This window comes from Streptomyces sp. CA-135486, from assembly GCF_050936555.1.
Taxonomy (GTDB): Bacteria; Actinomycetota; Actinomycetes; order Streptomycetales; family Streptomycetaceae; genus Streptomyces.
In genome coordinates this window covers 76,432-93,596 of the sequence record NZ_JBNJMM010000001.1, presented here as the reverse complement: position 1 = coordinate 93,596, position 17,165 = coordinate 76,432, and the positions used below count along the sequence as shown (strand labels likewise).

Below are 17,165 nucleotides of genomic sequence, written 5' to 3'. Positions count from 1 at the left end.
AGAGCTCCCGAAGATCGCTAACTTCCCCTCAACCTCGTACACACCGGGAAGGAACTCTGTGAAGGCAACCCATCGCAGAGCCGTGGCCACCATGGCTGCCGCCGCACTCGCGACCCCGCTCCTGCTGGCATCCGCCTCCCCCTCCGCCGCCCGCCAGAACCCCGGCGAGCAGGCGACCAAGGACGCCGCGCAGCTCGCCAGGAAGCTGGTGGCGAAGTCGTCCGCAGAGGACGCGTACAAGCATCTGCAGAAGCTCCAGCAGATAGCAGACACCACGGGCGGCAACCGGGCAGCCGGCACGCTCGGGCACGACGCCTCCGCGGCGTACGTCTACCAGCAGCTCAAGAAGTACGGCTACGACGTCTCGTACCAGCGGTTCGATTTCCTCTACACCGAGACGCAGGCCGAGAAGCTCTCGGTTCTCTCGCCCGCGCCGCGCGATGTCGCGATCACGGCGATGACCTACACCCAGTCCACTCCGGTGGGCGGCATCAAGGCCGATCTGGCCGCCGTGCCGGAGGATGCGACGACGGGCTGCGAGCCCGCCGACTACGCCTCCGGAACCTTCACCGGCAAGATCGCGCTGATCAAGCGCGGCGGCTGCACCTTCGGCGCGAAGCAGGCGGCCGCTGCGGATGCGGGTGCGGTCGGCGCGGTCATCTACAACAACACCGACGGGACGCTCTCCGGCACCCTCGGCGACCCGGCCACCGGCCGGATACCGACGGGCGGTGTCACCAAGGCGGACGGCGACAAGCTCGTCGCCGACCTCGCCAAGGGCCCGGTGAACATCTCCTTCGAGATCCGCCAGCTCCAGCAGAACCGCTCCACCAACAACGTCATCGCGGAGACCCGCGGCGGCAACGCGGCCAACACCGTGATGCTCGGCTCGCACCTCGACTCGGTGGTCGCGGGCCCCGGCATCAACGACAACGGCTCGGGCTCGGCCGGACTCCTCGAAGTCGCCCAGGAGCTCGCCAAGTCCAAGTCGAAGCCCGCGAACAAGGTCCGCTTCGCCTGGTGGTCGGCGGAGGAGAACGGCCTGCTCGGCTCGGAGGCGTATGTCGCCCAGCTGAGCTCGCTGGGCAAGAAGGAGATCAAGCTCTACCTGAACTTCGACATGATCGCCTCGCCGAACTACGGGCTCTTCGTCTACGACGGCGACGACTCGGACCACGTGGGCGCGGGCCCCGGCCCGGTGGGCTCGGCCCAACTCGAACGCGACATCAACGAGTTCCTCGACAAGCGGGGCACCCCGCACGAGGGCACGGATTTCACGGGCCGCTCGGACTACGGGCCGTTCATCGAGGTCGGCATCCCCTCCGGCGGCACGTTCACGGGCGCGGAGGGCATCAAGACGTCGGGCCAGGCGGCGAAGTTCGGCGGCACGGCGGGGGTCGCGTACGACGTGAACTACCACGCGGCCGGCGACAACCTGAGCAACATCAACATGAAGGCGTTCGCCGTCAACATCGGCGTGATCGCCAACGCGGTGGGCACGTACGCCCATGACCTGAGCTCACTGCGCAAGCCGGTGACGTCGGTCCCGACGGGCGGCGACGCGGGCAGCGGCGGCGGCCTGCACGAGGGCCACGACCACGACGTGACCGAGTAACCCGACGCTGTGACGACCGCCCGCGTGGCCACCCGGCCCCGCGGGCGGCCACGTCTGTGCGGGTTGACCTCGCGCCGCGGCCACTACGACCGCCGAGACCGGCGGCGGGCCGTGCCGAAGAGGGAGCGGGAGATCTCGCGGCCCAACTGCGTGCCCACCGAGCGCGCCAGGGATCGGAAGAGCCCGCTCCCCACCACCTGCTCCACCAGCGACTCCTCCCGTTTCCGCGGCGCCGCCCGGTCCGCCTCCCGCTCTCGCGGCGCCGCCCCACCCGCTTCCCGTGCCGCCCGCTCCGCCGTCGCCTCCGCGGCCTGCTGCTCGGCCGTCAGCTTCTCGTAGGCCGACTCCCGGTCGACCGCCTCCGCATAGCGCGAGTACAGCGGCGAGCCCATCACCATCTCCTGCAGCGCCGCCGCCCGATAGGGCCCATCAGCGACCGCGGCGCGCGCAGCCGCGTCGCCGCGACCGGCGTCGGGGCGCCCTTGTCGCTCAGGACGGTGATCACCGCCTCGCCCGTACCGAGCCCGGTCAGCACCTCCTCCAGGTCGTACGGCGAGTTCGGGAACGTCGTCACGGTCGCCTTCAGCGCCTTCGCGTCGTCGGGCGTAAAGGCTCGCAGCGCGTGCTGCACCCGGTTGCCGAGTTGCGCCAGGACATCGGACGGCACGTCCTTCGGCGTCTGTGTGGCAATGAAGACCCCGACCCCTTTCGAGCGAATCAGCCGCACCGACTGGGTGATCGATTCCAGGAACGCCTTCGGCGCCCCGCTGAACAGCAGATGCGCCTCGTCGAAGAAGAAGACCAGCTTCGGCTTCTCCACATCGCCGACCTCCGGCAGATCGTGGAAGAGGTCCGCGAGCAGCCACATCAGGATGGTCGAGAACACCTGCGGCTTGTCCTGCACACGGGCAGCTCCATGACGGAGACGATCCCGCGCCCGTCCGGCGCCGCACGCAGCAGCTCACTCGTGTCGCACTCCGGCTCCCCGAAAAAGCCGCCCGCGCCCTGCTGCTCGAAGGCCGTGATCGCCCGCAGGATCACGCCCGCGGTGGCCGTGGAGAGCCCGCCGATGTTCGGGCTGCGGCAGCGCGGTGCCCCCGGCGCGAGCCGGGGCGGGGGCAGACGCGGGGGCAGACGCGGGGGCAGTCGCGGATGGGGACGCGGGTGAGGGCGTGGCGGTTGGTACCCCGGCCTCCGGCACGATCGGCGGCTGTTCGCTTGCGCTCATGGCGGCCTCAATTTCGGTTCTGCATGATTTTGTCCAGGATTGCACCGCCGTTGCTTGGCTGCGCCGAACGCCGCTTGACCGGTAGGCTCTCCGTGTGATCTTCAAGCGCATCGGTAACGGGCGGCCGTATCCCGACCACGGCCGGGAAAGCACCCGGCAGTGGGCGGATGTCGCGCCGCGCCCGGTCCGCCTCGATCAGCTCGTGACCACCAAGGGCCAACTGGACCTGGAAACGCTGCTCGCCGAGGATTCGACGTTCTACGGCGACCTGTTCGCCCACGTCGTGAAGTGGCAGGGCGACCTCTATCTGGAGGACGGCCTGCACCGCGCCGTGCGCGCGGCACTGCAGCAGCGCCAGGTTCTGCACGCCCGGGTCCTCGAGCTGGGCTGAGCCCGGGCACCGGTCCGAGGCCGACCCGGCACCGGTCCGAGACCGCCTCGACGACTGAGCCTTTCGGGCCTTTTCGGGACCCTTCGGACGCAATCGGTTGATCATTTAGTAGGCATCGGCTTCCGACCGCACTACGCTGCGCCCATGAGCATGCTCACTCCCCCCGGCATGGGCGGAAAGTACCGCATCACGGGCGACAGATACCCACGAATGCGACGCCCTCGCCGCCGAGGCAGGATCATCTTGGCGGCCGTCGCCGCGGTGGTCGCCCTCAGCCTGGCCGGATGGGGAACACTGCAGCTCATCGACGTCTTCACCGGCGACGGCACAAAGTCGTCCGCGGCCGCCCGCAAGGCGGACTGCAAAGCCGAGCCGAAGCCCGCCGCGCTGCCCCCGGTGTCGCTCAAGCCCGGCCAGATCACGGTGAACGTCTACAACGCGACCCCTCGCGGCGGACTCGCCAAGGCGGCCGCCGACGAGCTGAAGAAGCGCGGCTTCGCCATCGGCAAGGTGGGCAATGCCCCGGAGGCGTACGACAAGAAGGTTCCCGGCGCCGGGATACTGCTGGGCGGCCCCGAGGCGCAGCGGGGCGCGTTCCGCGTACTCGCCACGCAGCTCCAGGGCAGCCAGCTGAAGACCGACGCCCGCAAGACGGCGGACGTCGACCTGATTCTCGGTACGGCCTTCAAGACCCTGGCACCGAAGAAGGACTCCGACGCGGCGCTGGCCACGTTGGCCAAGCCCGCACCGGAGCCCTCCGCAAAGTGCTGACGGCCCTCCTCCATCGCCGGTCGCGCTGAATGCCGGCCCGTCCCGCGATGGAGGAGAACGGCAGGCTCTACTCCGCCGAGCCGTACATCCGGTCGCCCGCGTCCCCGAGCCCCGGCACGATGTAGCCGTGCTCGTTGAGCCGCTCGTCGACCGCCGCCGTCACCACCGTCACCGGCGTCCCCGCCAGCTCGCGCTCCATCACCTCGACGCCCTCCGGCGCCGCCAGCAGGACCACCGCGGTCACATCGTCCGCGCCCCGCTTGATCAGTTCCCGGATCGCCGCGACGAGCGTGCCGCCCGTGGCCAGCATGGGGTCGAGTACGTACACCTGGCGGCCGGAGAGGTCCTCCGGCATCCGCGTCGCGTACGTCGACGCCTCCAGCGTCTCCTCGTTCCGGATCATCCCGAGGAAGCCCACTTCGGCGGTCGGCAGCAGCCGCATCATGCCGTCGAGCATGCCGAGGCCGGCCCGCAGGATCGGCACGACCAGCGGGCGCGGGTGCGAGAGCTTGACGCCCGTCGTCCCGGTGACCGGGGTCTTGATGTCCACCTGCTCGGTGCGCACGTCCCTGGTGGCCTCGTACGCGAGCAGGGTGACCAGTTCGTCGGCCAGGCGCCGGAAGGTCGGGGAGTCGGTGCGCTGATCGCGCAGGGTGGTGAGTTTGTGCGCCACCAACGGGTGGTCGACGACATGGATCCGCATGTCGTCAACAGTAGCCGGGGGTCGCATCAAGCACGGGTCCGGAGGGAAGGTGGAGGGGGTCCCCCCAGGCCGCAGGGCCGAGGGGGAATACGGACTCAGCCGTGGGGTGGTGAGTGGCCGATGCCGAAGCCAGATGCAGAACAGTACGAACCTGAGACCGAGAGCGACGCGGACCGCAGGCGGCGACGCGCCCAGTTCCTCCGCGAACTGGGCGAGGCAAAAGCCCTGCGCGAGCGCGTCCAGCCCCGCCGGGCCCGAGCCGCCCGGATGCGCCAGCAGATGCGCATGAGGACCTTCCGCTGGTAACCGGTCCTCCGGAAAAACAGATCCTTCCAGAAGGTCCGTGGAAGAACTGATGGCCGACGCAACGACGGAAGACCTCTCGCAAAGCCCTGGTTTCTGCCACGATTCCGAGTGGGCGGGGCCGCAGGAGCGCACCGCCGGTCGTCACACCTCTGATCAGTGGGAGAGTCACGGTGTACTTCGCCGCACTGCTCGCGCGCACTCAAGACGGGTGGGAAGCGAGCGACACAGAGCTCGACGATGTGGAGACCCTGTCGGATCTGACCGACCTGGCCCGTGAGGCCTCGGTGGACGAGGACACGGTGCTCGTCTTCATCGAGCAGGAGGACGCCTGGTTCGGCATCGTCCGGGTGGAGGGCGAGGAGGACCCTCGTATCTTCGTCTCGGACGCGGCCGCGGCCGCCCGCTCCTCGTACGGGGAGATCCTCACCAATGAACTGCTCGGCGGGGAGGATGACGACCCGGCCGACGATCTCGACACGCTGGACCTCGACGGCACCGAGGACGGAGAGCCGGACGAGGACGACGAGGAGGACGCCGAGTCGCCTCCGGCCGGCGAGCTGGTGCCGGCGGGGCCCGTCGGCGACCGGGACATCCTCACGGACCTCGGACTTTCGGAGAAGGAGCTGCTGGCACTGGACACGGACGCACTGCCGGAGATCGCGGACGCGCTGGGCGCCGCCGAGGTAATGGAGACTGTCCGCTAGTGAGTGCGGCCGTACCCATGCATGTACCCATGCCTGATCCTGTCCCCGATCCCATACGGGATCCGTGGGAGGCGCCGATGCGCCTCGCCCTCGAGGAGGCGGAGCGCGCGGTGCTGTCCGGCGATGTGCCGGTCGGTGCCGTTGTGCTGGCCCCGGACGGCACGGTGCTCGCCAGCGGGCACAACGAGCGCGAGGCGACCGGCGATCCGACGGCGCATGCCGAAGTGCTGGCGATCCGCAGGGCCGCCGCGCAGCTCGGCGAGTGGCGGCTGTCCGGCTGCACGCTCGTCGTGACGCTGGAGCCGTGCACGATGTGCGCGGGCGCGATCGTGCAGTCACGGCTGGACCGGGTGGTCTACGGGGCACGTGACGAGAAGGCGGGCGCGGCCGGTTCGCTGTGGGACGTCGTACGGGACCGGAGGCTCAACCACCGGCCAGAGGTGATCCTCGGTGTGCTTGAGCAGGAGTGCGCGAAGCAGCTGACCGACTTCTTCCGCGACCGCTGATCCAGCGCTCATCCACCGCTCTTCCCTCGCTGATCCACTTGGTTCGGATACGGATTTCAGAGCACGGCCCACCTTGGGCTAAGCTCTCTCCCGGTAGCGTGTCCGAGCGGCCGAAGGAGCTCGCCTCGAAAGCGAGTGTGGCGCAAGTCACCGAGGGTTCAAATCCCTCCGCTACCGCAGGTAGACGAAGGGCCCGGTCCTATGGACCGGGCCCTTCGTGGTCTTCCGTCTCAGTTTCCGTCTCACTCGGCCGTCCTGAGCCGAGTCGCGGTGTTCGCCGCCGCGCTGCGGCGTGGCTGGAGTGGAGGCCCCGTCGTGTCAGTGCGACTACTCCGCGCCGGGGTGACCGGCTGCGGAGGGTGGGTTTCTGCTTCATACCGGCCGCGCAGCCACGAGTACCCGTATGACGCCCCGGACCGCCAGTCCGGGGCCTCCAGGTTCATCCCTGCCAGATCACCCCAGCATCTGGATGATCGCGGTCGCGGTGGCCCCCAACACACTCATCACGCTCACTATGAGGATCAGGAGCCGTCTCATGTAATCGGGACTGATCGAGGGCTCCACGGGAGTGACGGTCAGCGGGGGTGGCGTCTTCCGGTGCCGCAGATGGGCGATCTTGATGCGGGTCACCGTGTAGTGCCAGATCAGGGTCCGCTCCTGGTCCACTCCACACGCCCGCAGGAATATGTTGAGCCACTCAGTGGTCGGCAGCTCGTCCCCGTTGAGCACGTGGGCGAAGGTCGCTCCGGATATCGGATAGAAGGGGCGGCTGCGCCGTTCGAGATCCCCTATCGTCAGGCTCTTGTGCGCCACCAGCTCGCGCATGACGGACAGCACGTCCTGGGGAGTCGTGCACAGCGCCAGCGCGGTGTGCACGTGGTCGACGGTGAGGCTGCTGACCCGCTGAGGCTCGTCGGGCAGGCGGGTGTCCAGCTGCATGTGGGCGTCCATGAACTGCTGCACCAGGACCAGCAGGCCATCCGGCTGCGCGGGAATGACGTCCTCCGGCGCGGCTACGTGCTTCCGGATGGCGCCCGGCAGACGGGGCTGATGCACCTCGGGCCGCTCTTCGGCGCCGTCGGTCTCGCCGGACTCAGCCTCGGTGACGCGCACCTTGGCCTTTCCGGCTGCCTCTTCGGTCCTCGCGCGCGCTTGAGCGTTCATGTGCAGACGCCGCCAGGTGGTGAGGTCACCGGTGAAGCCGCAGCCGCGCACAAACGACTCCACGACTTCCCACTTGGGCACGGTCTTCCCGGACGCCGCAGTCGACAGCGCCGCCGCAGAGTAGTGCGACTTGCCAGCCAAGTCCTTGTAGGTCAGGCCGCGGGAGCGGCGGAGCGCCCGCAGTTCGCGGGCTAGCTCCGCCACCTCCATCGGCGCCGTTGCAGGGATGTCCTTCTCAGGACGCGCCATGTGTGCCCCCGGGCTGCGGCAGTCCGGCGTCCCGCGCGCGTGTGCGACGCGCGAACTGCTTTGCGCCTCGCTGCAGGTGACGGTGCCGCAGGTGCCGTGGCGTCACCAGCCCCTCATGCGGGGGCATCCGCGTCAAGGCAGGGCGAACATCTTGCCGGATGGGTCGGGTACAGCGCGCGTATCCGCGCCGGGTTACGCCCACCCGTGTGAGTCCGTCCTCGAGTTCACAGCGGCCGGGACGCCCGTCCTCCCCGCGCTCGTCGTCGAGTGCGTTTGGATGGGCTCCCTCTCCCACCGTGTCATTACGGGCACGCGTGACCTGCAGAAGGAGATCACCGGCGGTGCCCCCGACGAAGGTGCCTACCAATGTGCTGATGGTGGGGTCGGCGATGAGGGCCTGCATGGCGATGCCAGCGGCGGCCCCCACGCCGTTCGCCGTGAGGGCGGCGACGATGAGTCGCCTTCGTTTCTTGCGGTTGTTGCTGGAAGGGGACATCCCAACTCCCGTTACCGAGGGCTCGTCTGAGGCCCTGTGAAATAGGGATGAGTGAGGGCTGCCCCATACGGGGCAGCCCTCACTCGGACCCGCTCCGGAGAAACCGGAGCGGGCGGGGTGAGCGGCCTGAGTGCTCAATTACGTATTCAGTTAGGACGAGCCTGGCCCGAACCGAGACGGAGGAGCGCCAACTCCCGTACCTCCAGAGGTGACCCGAGGATCACCGGGGCTTCCGCGCGTGGCAAACAGTCTGCCCCATGGCCGCGTGGCGGTCATACAACGTGCCCCCCGCTCCCACTCTTGTGAACTCGTGAATAACCACTCTCGAGCGACACAAGGACTACCTAGAGGGGCGTGAAGAATCAGAATCTGATATAGCGCCAGACGATCGATCGACTCGCACGTTCATACGGTTACGCCCCGTTTGACGTACTTCATTAACGCGTGCGGGTAGAAAGTCAACAGTCTCCAAACAACCCCGGAAAGCCTCAACTTCGCAGGCCAGAGTCATGATTTGGTTGTTGGAGTTCTTCAACAGTGTTCCGCGACCGCTCCACACAGCCTTCTCGACACGACACCATGGGGCCTGCGGTCAGCGCCAACTGGCCGCACCAGGGGGACATCTCAAGGCCTGAGTGCTCCTGTAGGCCCCCCGCCGTTGCGGGGGGCCTAAAAACTGCCCCGCCCGCATGGCGCCTTTTGTCCGGCTTCGCAGCCGCCGACGGTCATCTCTGAACAACTGGCGGTCGATTCCCCTCGCGGAAGAGCAGTTGTGACCGATGTCACCGGCAGAGGACATACCGGTCTACACCACACCTGGTCTTTCCCGCGCGACAGTGATCCGTTTCTTTCGCAATCGATCAGCAACCGTCACGGGTCTGCGGAAGCTTCCGCTCACCGTTGCCAGTGCCCCGGCCGGGGACGGTGCACGGCGCCTCACAGCATGACGATGCGGAGGTCCCGGACCGGGCGGTCCGGGACCTCCGCATCGTCGCGATGGCAACTCGAAGTGATCAGAAGACGCTTTAAGGTCGTTGGCCCTCTGGAGATCCGTCGTCCGCCCAGATGAACCCGTCAACCTGCCGCGCGATGTTGCTGCGGACCGTATCGACCATGTGCTGATACCTCGCGGCCATGGCCGTTGAAGACCAGCCCATCAGACCCATCACGGCGCGCTCCGGCACTCCCAGAATGAGTAGGACCGTGGCGGCGGTGTGCCGAGCGTCGTGCAGTCGCCCGTCCCGCACCCTGGCATCGCTGAGAAGATCCTTCCAGTCGTCATAGTCGGTGCGGGGCGACGTGCCGCGGCCAGTCTCGGTCGCGAAGAGCCAACCCTCATCCGTCCATCTGTCGCCTGCATTGACTCGCTCGGCATCCTGCCTGCCCTTGTGCGTGCGGAGCAGTTCCACAAGTTGTGGGGGAAGTCCGACCGCCCTGCGTCCCGCGCGGGATTTCGTGTCGGCCGTCTCGGGATTGGTCCGCTCGCGCTGCGGGCAGTACCCGGCCTTGCGGCCGCAAGTCTCCCCGCATCCGTGGGCATAGCGTGGGCGCCGACGGCTGCGACGGACCATCAGGACTTCTCCCTGCAGGTCCACATCGGTCCACTTTAGGCCGAGCGCTTCCCCCTGTCGCAGGCCGAGCGCGAGGGCCACGGCCCACCGTGCCGAGTTACGGCGCTTGTCGGCCGCGCGCAACAGCCCGCGTACCTCATCGACGGTGTACGGCTCCACCTCTTGCTCACGCACCCTCGGCGCCCTGGCCAACTGCACCGGGTTCTTCCCGAGGTGGCCGCGCCGTACCGCCTCATTGAGCGCGGTTCTGAACGTGCGGTGCACCTGGTGGGCGGTCGCGGGCTTGCTGCCGTTGGCCTGCATGCTCGCGTAGAAGGTCTCGATGTGCTCTGGCTTGAGCCGGTCGAGACGGTGGGCACCCAGGCCAGGGATCAGGTGCTTCCGCACGGCTACGCCGTAGCCCACCATCGTGTTCTCGTTGACCCCGAGCGGGGCGATGTTCTCGATCCAGTGCGTCAGCCACGCCTTGACCGTCCAGGGCTTGCCCGGCTTGCGCACGGTCTTGGCGTCGCGCTGCTTCTCCAGCTCCCGCACGGCGTCGGTGACTTCCGCGCGGGTCTTGCGCTCGACATGGCGGCGGTCTGGGGTGCCGTCGTCGCGTACGCCGACGGTGACGCGGCCGTGCCACTTGCCGTCTTTGCCGAGGTAGATGGAGCTTCGGCCGTTCGGCTGTCGAGTGCGCTTCTCGTTCTCTGCCATCGGCAGACTCCTGATTCATGGTGTCGGGATGGAGACCGGGGCGGCGGGCTGTCCTGTCCGGGAGTGCCGCCGCCCCGGGCGGCGTCAAGCGACGCGTTGGGCGGTGCGTCGGCGAGCGACGTAGTTGGCCGGCGCGTCCACGGGGACGCGTCGGAGATGGCCGACAGGGATGGACTCCAGTTCTCCGGTGCGGATGAGGCTGTAGCACGTCGTGCGGCCGATACGGAGTCGGCGAGCGGCCTCTTCGACGGTGAGGAGGACCAGCGTGGGGTCATCGTCGGTGGGTGTCGCGGGGTGGTTGTGCTCGTTCAAGACTCACTCCTCGTGCTGAGCTGAGTTCGCGGGTAGATGCCGCCGCACAAACCGCAAAATCCGCAGAAAACCCGGGGCGTGCCGCTGATCTGCGGTGATGCGGCGCGAGGGTGGCGTCGGGCAGGGCTCCGCAGAAATCTGCGATATTCCGCAAAAATCAGCGGTGCCCGGCCGGTGCCCCCGGCACATGGGTGACGGCTCGGTTTTTTGCGGAATATCGCGGGATTGTGCGGCGGGCCCTCGCTAGGAGGTGCGGCGAGAGCCCGCCGCAGGTCAGAGGCCCTGCCGGGGGGTTATTGCGATTTTGCGGTTTGTGCGGAGGGGGTTGAGGGTGAGGGCCGGTTCACCGGCTGCCCTGCCGGAGGTGCGGGTGGACCTGCAAGCGGGGCGCGGGAGGCCTGCCTCGCTTGCCGGTGCGTTCCGGCTGATAGGACCGCAGGTATCCGTGGTCTTCCAGCAGGGCAAGGGCCGGTTCAAGGTCGGTGACGGTGGGGACCTCGGACCGGGACAGGACGGTGAATACGTCCCGGCGGCTGACGTCCTCCCATCCGTTGTCCCTCAGCGCGTCCAGCACACTGCGGGCACGGCTGAGGACCGGATCGGCGCCCATGACGTCGAACACGGCGAGGGCGTGGGCGGTGTAGTACTCCCCCAGTTCGATGGCCGCGCGCATGGTGGCCTCCGGGACCGGATGGGCGTAGCCGTGCCCCAGATGTTCGGCGAGGTGCAGCAGTGCGGCCATGCGGGCAGTCGCTCCCGCGAGTTTCCCGGCCCAATCGGTAATGTGGCCCAGCTTCCCGCCCCTTGCCTTGAGCTGCGGCTCAAGGCACTTCTGATACGCGATCAGGGCCGCGTCGGCTTCCGGGTTGAGCTGGATGACGGCCGGGTCGGTCCACTCCGCGAGCGACAAGGTCAGGTCGATGACCCTCGCGGCGTAGGTGGCGGCACTCTCTTCGGGGATCGGAGCGGTGATGATTTCCCGCTCACCGACCGTGGACACGGGCAGCGAGTACAGGAAGCGGCCCAGCAGTCCACGCCCTTTGAACCCCTTGACCTTGCCAATGTCCTGTAGCACGTCGGGCTGCACGGCCAGCCCCACGGTCAGGGCGGGGGCGTCGATGTACTCACGGCGCGTCTGCCGGTTGACCCTCAGCCGGTCCCCGGCATGGCCCTTGAGGAACACCTCCATGTTCGGGGCGCCGGAGTAGCGGCCAGCGATGATGTCGAAAATGCCGCCCTCGGCACTCATCACGGACAGTCGGCCGCCCTGTTCCGCCATAAGCGAGGTGACCGTCTCGGGGGTGGAGTCGTCCGCGAGCAGCACCGGTTCGGCGGGGACCGTGAGCGTGTCGGCGGTCTGCGCGAGGCCGACGGCGGTGGCCACCATCTCCTGCCGCTTGTCCGTGTCGGCGGACGCGGCCTTGGCGGCAGCCTTGTCGGCCGCGTCCTTGGCCAGACGCGCGGTTACTTCCGCTTCCACGATGACCGGCTTCATCGCGGCCTTGAGCTGTTCCTCAGCCTCATACAGAGGGTTGGTCAGCAGGGTGAAGACGGCGGACTTGCGGTTGCCGGGCGGGAGCGCCACCACGGTGTAGAGGTTGGTGGGCTCGCGCCAGTTGCCGCGTACGTGGACGACGGACCGGCCGCCGGCCGCCGTGGCGAGTACGGCGAGGGCGATGGACCCGGCGAGGTCCACCGGGGTCTGCGTCTCCTCGGCGACGGCCGCCACGAAGTCCCGCAGCCACGCGGGCAGCACATGGGCGGGAAACGGCGGACGCTCGCGCCGACCGGTCAGCGGGATGGGGTCTTCCCACACGTCCGGCGCGGTCTCGCCCTCGCCGGGCGGGACTTCCAGGGTGGGCAGTCCGGCCCACAGGTCGGGGCTGTCCACAGGCTGTGTGGTCACGCGACTGCCCTCCCTCCGGAGGTGGTCAACAGCGGGCATGGGGTGCGGCGTTCGGCGGTCTGCGGGTCAGTACCAAGGGCAGTGCGGACGCCTTCGGCGACGTCCTTTCGGGCGCCTACGGCCACCCGCGGTGCGGGCTGCGTGGCGTCCTGCGGCCGGTTGGCGGGGGTGCGGGGCTGTGCGGTCATGCCGCCCTCGCCTCGCTGGTGTTGATGCCGTTGTCGACGGCGCGGCGGGCGTATGCCTCGGGGACGCCGACGGAGACGGCGGCGGCGATGATCTGCCACCCGATGACGTCCAGTCCGCACGGGCCGGGGCACTGCGCGTGCTGGGTTCCCAGAAACCGTGCCACCTGGAATGCCTGCGATCCGGCGCCGGATTCGGTGTGGCTGCGCACCATGGCGAGGCCCCGTTCCAGGCCGGTGCGCACGTACCGCTCGGTGTGGCGGCATCCGGTCGCGACGGTCCAGTCCCACGTGGCGCGCCCGGGGGACGAAGAGGCCACCCGCCCGGGCGCGGGGGTGGCCTCTTCCCTCACGACCAGCGCGCGGACGGCCGACGGCAGGGCCGCCATGATGCCGGTGCCCGGTCCGAGCCAACGGGCGTAGGACATCAGCGACTTGATATCCACGCCGGATCGAACCGCGTTGGCCGACCGCACTGTCCCCCGGTAGATCCAGTGCTCTCCGCGCGTCGTCGGGACCGTCCGTGTGACCGGCAGCGTCTCGCGCGCCCAGGCGAGGGCGGCCGCGTTGTCCAGGTCGACGACGGTCAGCCCGGCCCCGCCCGGGTGATAGGCGACGGATACGGCCTGCCGCCAGGCCGGGGCCCATGCGGGGGAAGTGATGACGCGGGTGTCGGTGGTGGCGGCTGCCCAGGCGTGGCACACGGCAGGGCACTGGCAGGGGCCCGGGCTTTTCATGTGCGGCCGTCCACCGCAGGCGCCGTCCGCGCACGCGCGGCAGTTCCCGAAGGGCACCTTGCCTGCCCGCAGGGGCAGTACCGGCACTCGGGCCACGGCCAGTTCCAGCGCGGTGCGCAGGTGGTCGCGGTCCTGGTGATGCGCGGCGTGCGGGATCGGGGTCTTGTCGTCAGGTGTCATGCTGGAGGTCTCCTGTTCTGCTACGTCGGGATAGGGAGACCGGGGGCGGCGGGCTGTCCTTGTCCGGGAGTGCCGCCGCCCTCGGGCGTAGCTAGTTGAAGTGGTTGCGCTTAAAGACGGCCTTGCGGATGTTGAACGTGTTTCCGCCGCCGGAGCCGTTGCCGAAGATCTGCACGGCGATCCAGCCGCCGAAGATGACGGCGGCGAGGATGATGAGCTGATGGATGAGCGCGGCGAGTGCCGCGATGAACGTGGTGAGCAGCACGAGTCCGCCGCACACGGCGCCAAACCCGACCCCTCCGAGGGCGATGTTCACCGCCGTACGCGAGATGGCTGGCTTGGCCGCGACCGGTTCGGGCTTGGCGGGCTCGATGGCGTAGCCGGTGACGACACGGCCGTCCGGCAGGACGACCCTCGCCACCGCCGAAACGGTGCCCGGCTGCACGGGCACGAGCGGCACCGTGTGCGCGGTCGTGCCCGGGGTGGGGCGGTGGACTTCCACGGCCGCCGCGTCGGTTCCGGCCGGGCGGTGGCGGTCGTAGGGCGTGGTGGGTTCGTTCACGTCCGGGTCTCCCTTCTAGCGGCCGATTCCCGCGAGGGCACCGGTCACTGCGGTGACAAGCTGGTTGACGGTGCCGCTGGCGTCGGTGGCGGCGAGGTAGAAGCCGAAGAGCGCGGCGACGACGGCCGCGCCGAAGCCGAGCGCCTTGAAGCGCAGCAGCAGGGCGAGGCCACCGGCGAGCAGCAGCACGAGCGGGATGGTGATGGCCATGAGTCCTCCGGGAGGTGTCAGCGAGTGCCGGCGCGGTAGGTGCGCGTGGCGCGGTTGTAGATCCAGCGGCCGACGCGTATGCGCTTGCCGGTGGCGTGGCAGCGGCGGCAGTCCTTGCCTCGCTTGACGCGTCCCTTGCGGTCGGTCTTCATGGCGAAGCCCCATCCGTGGCACTTGCGGCAGTCGCCGAACGGGCTCAGCCAGCACCGCACGAAGTAACAGAGTGTGACGGCGAGTAGGAAGGTGATAGCGAGGGCGGGAGGGCTCATCACGGGCCTCTCAGACGAGGTTTCGAGGGTTTCCGCAGGTAGGCCGCTATCTGCTAGCGGCCTGATCAGGGGAGGTTTGGGTCGCTAGCAGGGTTGCTACCGGTAGCGGCTCCTGCCGCTACCGGTAACAACCTCTGGGTCCTATCCGGCGTCCCGCTTCTTGTTGCGCTCCGTAATCGCGGCGGCGAGTTCATCGCGCTTGATGCCGCGCTTGTTGACCTGCCGTCCGTCGATGCGGCGGCTGATCTGGTCGGTGGCCACGCCGAACGGCTTGAGCGCTGCGGTGAGCGCTTCGGCCTTGGGCTTGGCCTCCAACTCGGCCCACGCGCCGTAGGTCTCGGGGCGCAGGTCGGCGAGGCGGTCGACGATGGTCTCGGACCAGATCTTGGCCTCGCCCTTGCCGAGCACGGCGGCGACGTCGTCCAGGATGGTGGCGGACACCTCCGGGGCCGGTGCCTCGCCTGCCGCGTCGCCGGAGAGCGTGCCCTCGGCCTCGCGCAGCGCGGCGGCACGAGTCAGGATGCGCTCCGCGTCCTGACCGTTGGCGAGGTAGGTGCGCACGATCCCGGAGTCGTCCGACATGCCCTTGAGCAGACCCACACCCTTGTGGGACTTGAGCAGCTTGGACGCGTCCAGACCCTCCGAGTACGAGCCCGCACCAAGGATCGTGTCGGAGACCTGGTAGGCGCCGACGCGCAGCGCGAACCGGGCCTGGTGCTGGTCGCGCAGCTCCGAGGGGCACGCCTTGTCGTCCGGCTTCTGCGTGGACGTCATCACGCTCACGCCGACCGCCGGGGCGACCCGGGCGAGGTAGACCAGCAGAGACAGGATCTCCTTACCGTGCTCGGGGTGCTGCAAGTACTCCTGCACCTCATCCACGACGAACAGCGTCAGGGGCATGTTCAGCTTCTTGTCCCGGCTGATCTCCGGGGTGAGCTTGCCCTCCGGGCAGATGTGCAGCGGCAGTTCCGAGAGCCGGTGGTAACGGTCCTCAACATCCGCCTTCAGCTCCCGCAGCGACGTCAGCAGATGCACCACCGGGTCGAACCCGTTCTTCGGGACGATGCCGAACGCGATGCGGTGCGCGACCTTGGTGAATTTGCGCCAGTCCGGCGACGCCTTCCCGTCGAACACATACAGCCTCACGTACGGGTCCAGCGCGGCGGCGAGCGCGATGGTGCGGGCAGAGAATGTCTTGCCCTGCCTCGGTACGGCGCCGACCAGTAGCGACAGCCACAGCATGGTGGCCATGACCGGGTTGCCGCGCTCGTCCACGCCCCACGGGAACGGCTTCCAGAAGTCCACCCGCGTTGCCCCGAGCAGCGGGGTCTTGCCGGAGGGGACGGCGAGCGGGTCGCGGTCGGCGATCCAGTAGGACACCCGCCGGCCGCTCGTCTCGTCCTTGTCGAGGAAGAGCTGAGTCGGCGCGATGTCCATGCCGGAAGCGAGCCGCGCATGCGCGTTGAGCGCGTCCTCGAACGTCCTGCCGTACGGCAGGTCGACGATGACGCGCCAGCCGTCCCCGTCCCGGCCGATCGGCCGCGGGAACGCGATCGTCTGATCTTTGGTGGTCAGCTTGGCCGCTTCGTGGGCGCGGATGACGATGTCCGAGGACAGCTTGCGCTTGCGGAACGTCACCTTGGCCATATCGATCAGCGGCCGGTCCGCCGGGGCCCCGACCGCCCCGAGCGTCGTGGTGAGCGTGGCCAGGGCCAACAACAGCAGCCACGACGGCGCCATGACGTACAGGGTGAGCGCGGCGGCGAGGCCGACGACTCCAGCAATGAAGGCCGCGATGCCCCGCAGCCTCACGCGGTCGTTGCGCTGCCGCGACAGGCTCAGGTACTTGCCCGCGTCCTCTTCGGCGACGGCCGCGAGCCGCAGTGCCTTGCCCTCCGCATCGAACACCCACCGGCCGATCGCGGCCGACCAGCGCCACGCCCCACGCGGCGAGTACCACAGCACCTTGGGCGTGTAGATGCACGGCAGACGAACCGCGTGATAGCCGACCACGGCCGAGTAGTGGCGCACGGCCCACTTGCGCACGGCCTTGCGCTGGTCGGGCAGCTTCACCCAGTCCGGCAGAACCGGCAGGCGAGCCTTGTCCTTGGCCTCCATCCACTCGCTGACGGACGGCGGGTAGACCTCGCGGGGCGGGTCGACCGGGGCGCCCTCGGCAAGTCCTTCGGCCTCGGGGTCGTCGGTGTCGGGGAGTTCGGCCTCCCACTCCCCCGGCTTCACCTCGCCCTCGGCGGGCGCCTCGGGGACGGTGGGCGGGTTGGTGTCCTTCTGGAGCGGGAACGGGAGCACGGCGGCCGTCCGCTCGTCGGTGCCCTCCGGCTCGCCGGGGGGCGGGAACGCGGTGTTCTCGGTCACGATGTATCTGCTCCTTCACGGGAGT

Annotated in this window: 16 protein-coding genes, 1 tRNA gene and 1 pseudogene; 7 read left to right on the top strand and 11 right to left on the bottom strand. The window is 68.9% G+C overall.

Translation table 11 applies throughout. From position 1 onward, the window contains the following. Positions 1–82 precede the first annotated feature (82 nt). Positions 83–1,615: a M28 family metallopeptidase gene (locus ACQEVG_RS00490; RefSeq protein ID WP_432984895.1), complete on the top strand. Its 1,533-nt coding sequence runs from the start codon at positions 83–85 to the stop codon at positions 1,613–1,615. 83 nt (positions 1,616–1,698) lie between these two features. Here ACQEVG_RS00490 and ACQEVG_RS00485 read toward each other — a convergent pair. Further along, positions 1,699–2,686, bottom strand: a pseudogene (locus ACQEVG_RS00485) (helicase HerA-like domain-containing protein); the annotation flags it as partial. Between the two features lie 251 nt (positions 2,687–2,937). On the opposite strand from ACQEVG_RS00485, the gene ACQEVG_RS00480 reads away from it, so the two are divergent. Beyond that, on the top strand, positions 2,938–3,234 hold the full coding sequence (locus tag ACQEVG_RS00480; protein ID WP_003955420.1) for a type II toxin-antitoxin system VapB family antitoxin: 297 nt from the start codon (positions 2,938–2,940) through the stop codon (positions 3,232–3,234). 144 nt (positions 3,235–3,378) lie between these two features. After that, positions 3,379–4,005 (top strand): LytR C-terminal domain-containing protein, encoded by a 627-nt coding sequence (locus tag ACQEVG_RS00475; RefSeq protein WP_432975278.1) that lies wholly within the window; start codon positions 3,379–3,381, stop codon positions 4,003–4,005. Between the two features lie 67 nt (positions 4,006–4,072). Here ACQEVG_RS00475 and upp read toward each other — a convergent pair whose 3' ends face one another. After that, positions 4,073–4,708, bottom strand: a complete 636-nt coding sequence (upp, locus tag ACQEVG_RS00470; RefSeq protein WP_432975275.1) for a uracil phosphoribosyltransferase — start codon at positions 4,706–4,708, stop codon at positions 4,073–4,075. A 120-nt stretch (positions 4,709–4,828) separates the two neighbouring features. Here upp and ACQEVG_RS00465 point away from each other — a divergent pair, with 120 nt between their 5' ends. From ACQEVG_RS00465 to ACQEVG_RS00450, 4 genes are all read left to right on the top strand, one after another. Further along, on the top strand, positions 4,829–5,014 hold the full coding sequence (locus tag ACQEVG_RS00465) for a hypothetical protein (protein WP_432975272.1): 186 nt from the start codon (positions 4,829–4,831) through the stop codon (positions 5,012–5,014). A 170-nt stretch (positions 5,015–5,184) separates the two neighbouring features. Continuing rightward, positions 5,185–5,718: a hypothetical protein gene (locus ACQEVG_RS00460; RefSeq protein ID WP_432975269.1), complete on the top strand. Its 534-nt coding sequence runs from the start codon at positions 5,185–5,187 to the stop codon at positions 5,716–5,718. A 29-nt stretch (positions 5,719–5,747) separates the two neighbouring features. After that, the gene (tadA, locus tag ACQEVG_RS00455) at positions 5,748–6,224 is read left to right on the top strand and encodes a tRNA adenosine(34) deaminase TadA (RefSeq protein ID WP_432975266.1); all 477 of its coding nucleotides are present in this window, start codon (positions 5,748–5,750) and stop codon (positions 6,222–6,224) included. 92 nt (positions 6,225–6,316) lie between these two features. After that, a tRNA-Ser gene (locus ACQEVG_RS00450) sits at positions 6,317–6,401 on the top strand. Positions 6,402–6,677: 276 nt separating this feature from the next. Here the strand turns inward: ACQEVG_RS00450 and ACQEVG_RS00445 are convergent. The 9 genes from ACQEVG_RS00445 to ACQEVG_RS00405 form a co-directional block, all read right to left on the bottom strand. Then, positions 6,678–7,637, bottom strand: a complete 960-nt coding sequence (locus tag ACQEVG_RS00445; protein WP_432975263.1) for a helix-turn-helix domain-containing protein — start codon at positions 7,635–7,637, stop codon at positions 6,678–6,680. A 1,521-nt stretch (positions 7,638–9,158) separates the two neighbouring features. After that, positions 9,159–10,403: a tyrosine-type recombinase/integrase gene (locus ACQEVG_RS00440; RefSeq protein WP_432975260.1), complete on the bottom strand. Its 1,245-nt coding sequence runs from the start codon at positions 10,401–10,403 to the stop codon at positions 9,159–9,161. 84 nt (positions 10,404–10,487) lie between these two features. Continuing rightward, on the bottom strand, positions 10,488–10,715 hold the full coding sequence (locus tag ACQEVG_RS00435) for a helix-turn-helix domain-containing protein (RefSeq protein WP_432975257.1): 228 nt from the start codon (positions 10,713–10,715) through the stop codon (positions 10,488–10,490). Positions 10,716–11,058: 343 nt separating this feature from the next. Beyond that, on the bottom strand, positions 11,059–12,606 hold the full coding sequence (locus tag ACQEVG_RS00430; RefSeq protein WP_432984892.1) for a YfjI family protein: 1,548 nt from the start codon (positions 12,604–12,606) through the stop codon (positions 11,059–11,061). A 199-nt stretch (positions 12,607–12,805) separates the two neighbouring features. After that, positions 12,806–13,723 (bottom strand): DNA primase, encoded by a 918-nt coding sequence (locus ACQEVG_RS00425; protein WP_432975254.1) that lies wholly within the window; start codon positions 13,721–13,723, stop codon positions 12,806–12,808. A 91-nt stretch (positions 13,724–13,814) separates the two neighbouring features. After that, a complete protein-coding gene (locus tag ACQEVG_RS00420) occupies positions 13,815–14,285 on the bottom strand; it encodes a hypothetical protein (RefSeq protein ID WP_432975251.1) in 471 nt (156 codons plus the stop codon). Positions 14,286–14,300: 15 nt separating this feature from the next. Beyond that, positions 14,301–14,495: a hypothetical protein gene (locus tag ACQEVG_RS00415; RefSeq protein WP_432975248.1), complete on the bottom strand. Its 195-nt coding sequence runs from the start codon at positions 14,493–14,495 to the stop codon at positions 14,301–14,303. A 17-nt stretch (positions 14,496–14,512) separates the two neighbouring features. Beyond that, on the bottom strand, positions 14,513–14,764 hold the full coding sequence (locus tag ACQEVG_RS00410) for a hypothetical protein (RefSeq protein ID WP_432975245.1): 252 nt from the start codon (positions 14,762–14,764) through the stop codon (positions 14,513–14,515). Positions 14,765–14,905: 141 nt separating this feature from the next. Then, positions 14,906–17,140 carry a cell division protein FtsK gene (locus tag ACQEVG_RS00405; RefSeq protein WP_432975242.1) on the bottom strand — a complete coding sequence of 745 codons (2,235 nt, stop codon included), beginning with the start codon at positions 17,138–17,140 and terminating at the stop codon, positions 14,906–14,908. Positions 17,141–17,165 lie beyond the last annotated feature (25 nt).

Bases quoted from the DNA above. Each gene is read 5' to 3' on its own strand.
- ACQEVG_RS00475 (WP_432975278.1), top strand. From the start codon at position 3,379: ATGAGCATGCTCACTCCCCCCGGCATGGGCGGAAAGTACCGCATCACG.
- upp (WP_432975275.1), bottom strand. From the start codon at position 4,708: ATGCGGATCCATGTCGTCGACCACCCGTTGGTGGCGCACAAACTCACC.
- ACQEVG_RS00465 (WP_432975272.1), top strand. From the start codon at position 4,829: ATGCCGAAGCCAGATGCAGAACAGTACGAACCTGAGACCGAGAGCGAC.
- tadA (WP_432975266.1), top strand. From the start codon at position 5,748: ATGCCTGATCCTGTCCCCGATCCCATACGGGATCCGTGGGAGGCGCCG.
- ACQEVG_RS00445 (WP_432975263.1), bottom strand. From the start codon at position 7,637: ATGGCGCGTCCTGAGAAGGACATCCCTGCAACGGCGCCGATGGAGGTG.
- ACQEVG_RS00440 (WP_432975260.1), bottom strand. From the start codon at position 10,403: ATGGCAGAGAACGAGAAGCGCACTCGACAGCCGAACGGCCGAAGCTCC.
- ACQEVG_RS00425 (WP_432975254.1), bottom strand. From the start codon at position 13,723: ATGACACCTGACGACAAGACCCCGATCCCGCACGCCGCGCATCACCAG.
- ACQEVG_RS00415 (WP_432975248.1), bottom strand. From the start codon at position 14,495: ATGGCCATCACCATCCCGCTCGTGCTGCTGCTCGCCGGTGGCCTCGCC.
- ACQEVG_RS00410 (WP_432975245.1), bottom strand. From the start codon at position 14,764: ATGAGCCCTCCCGCCCTCGCTATCACCTTCCTACTCGCCGTCACACTC.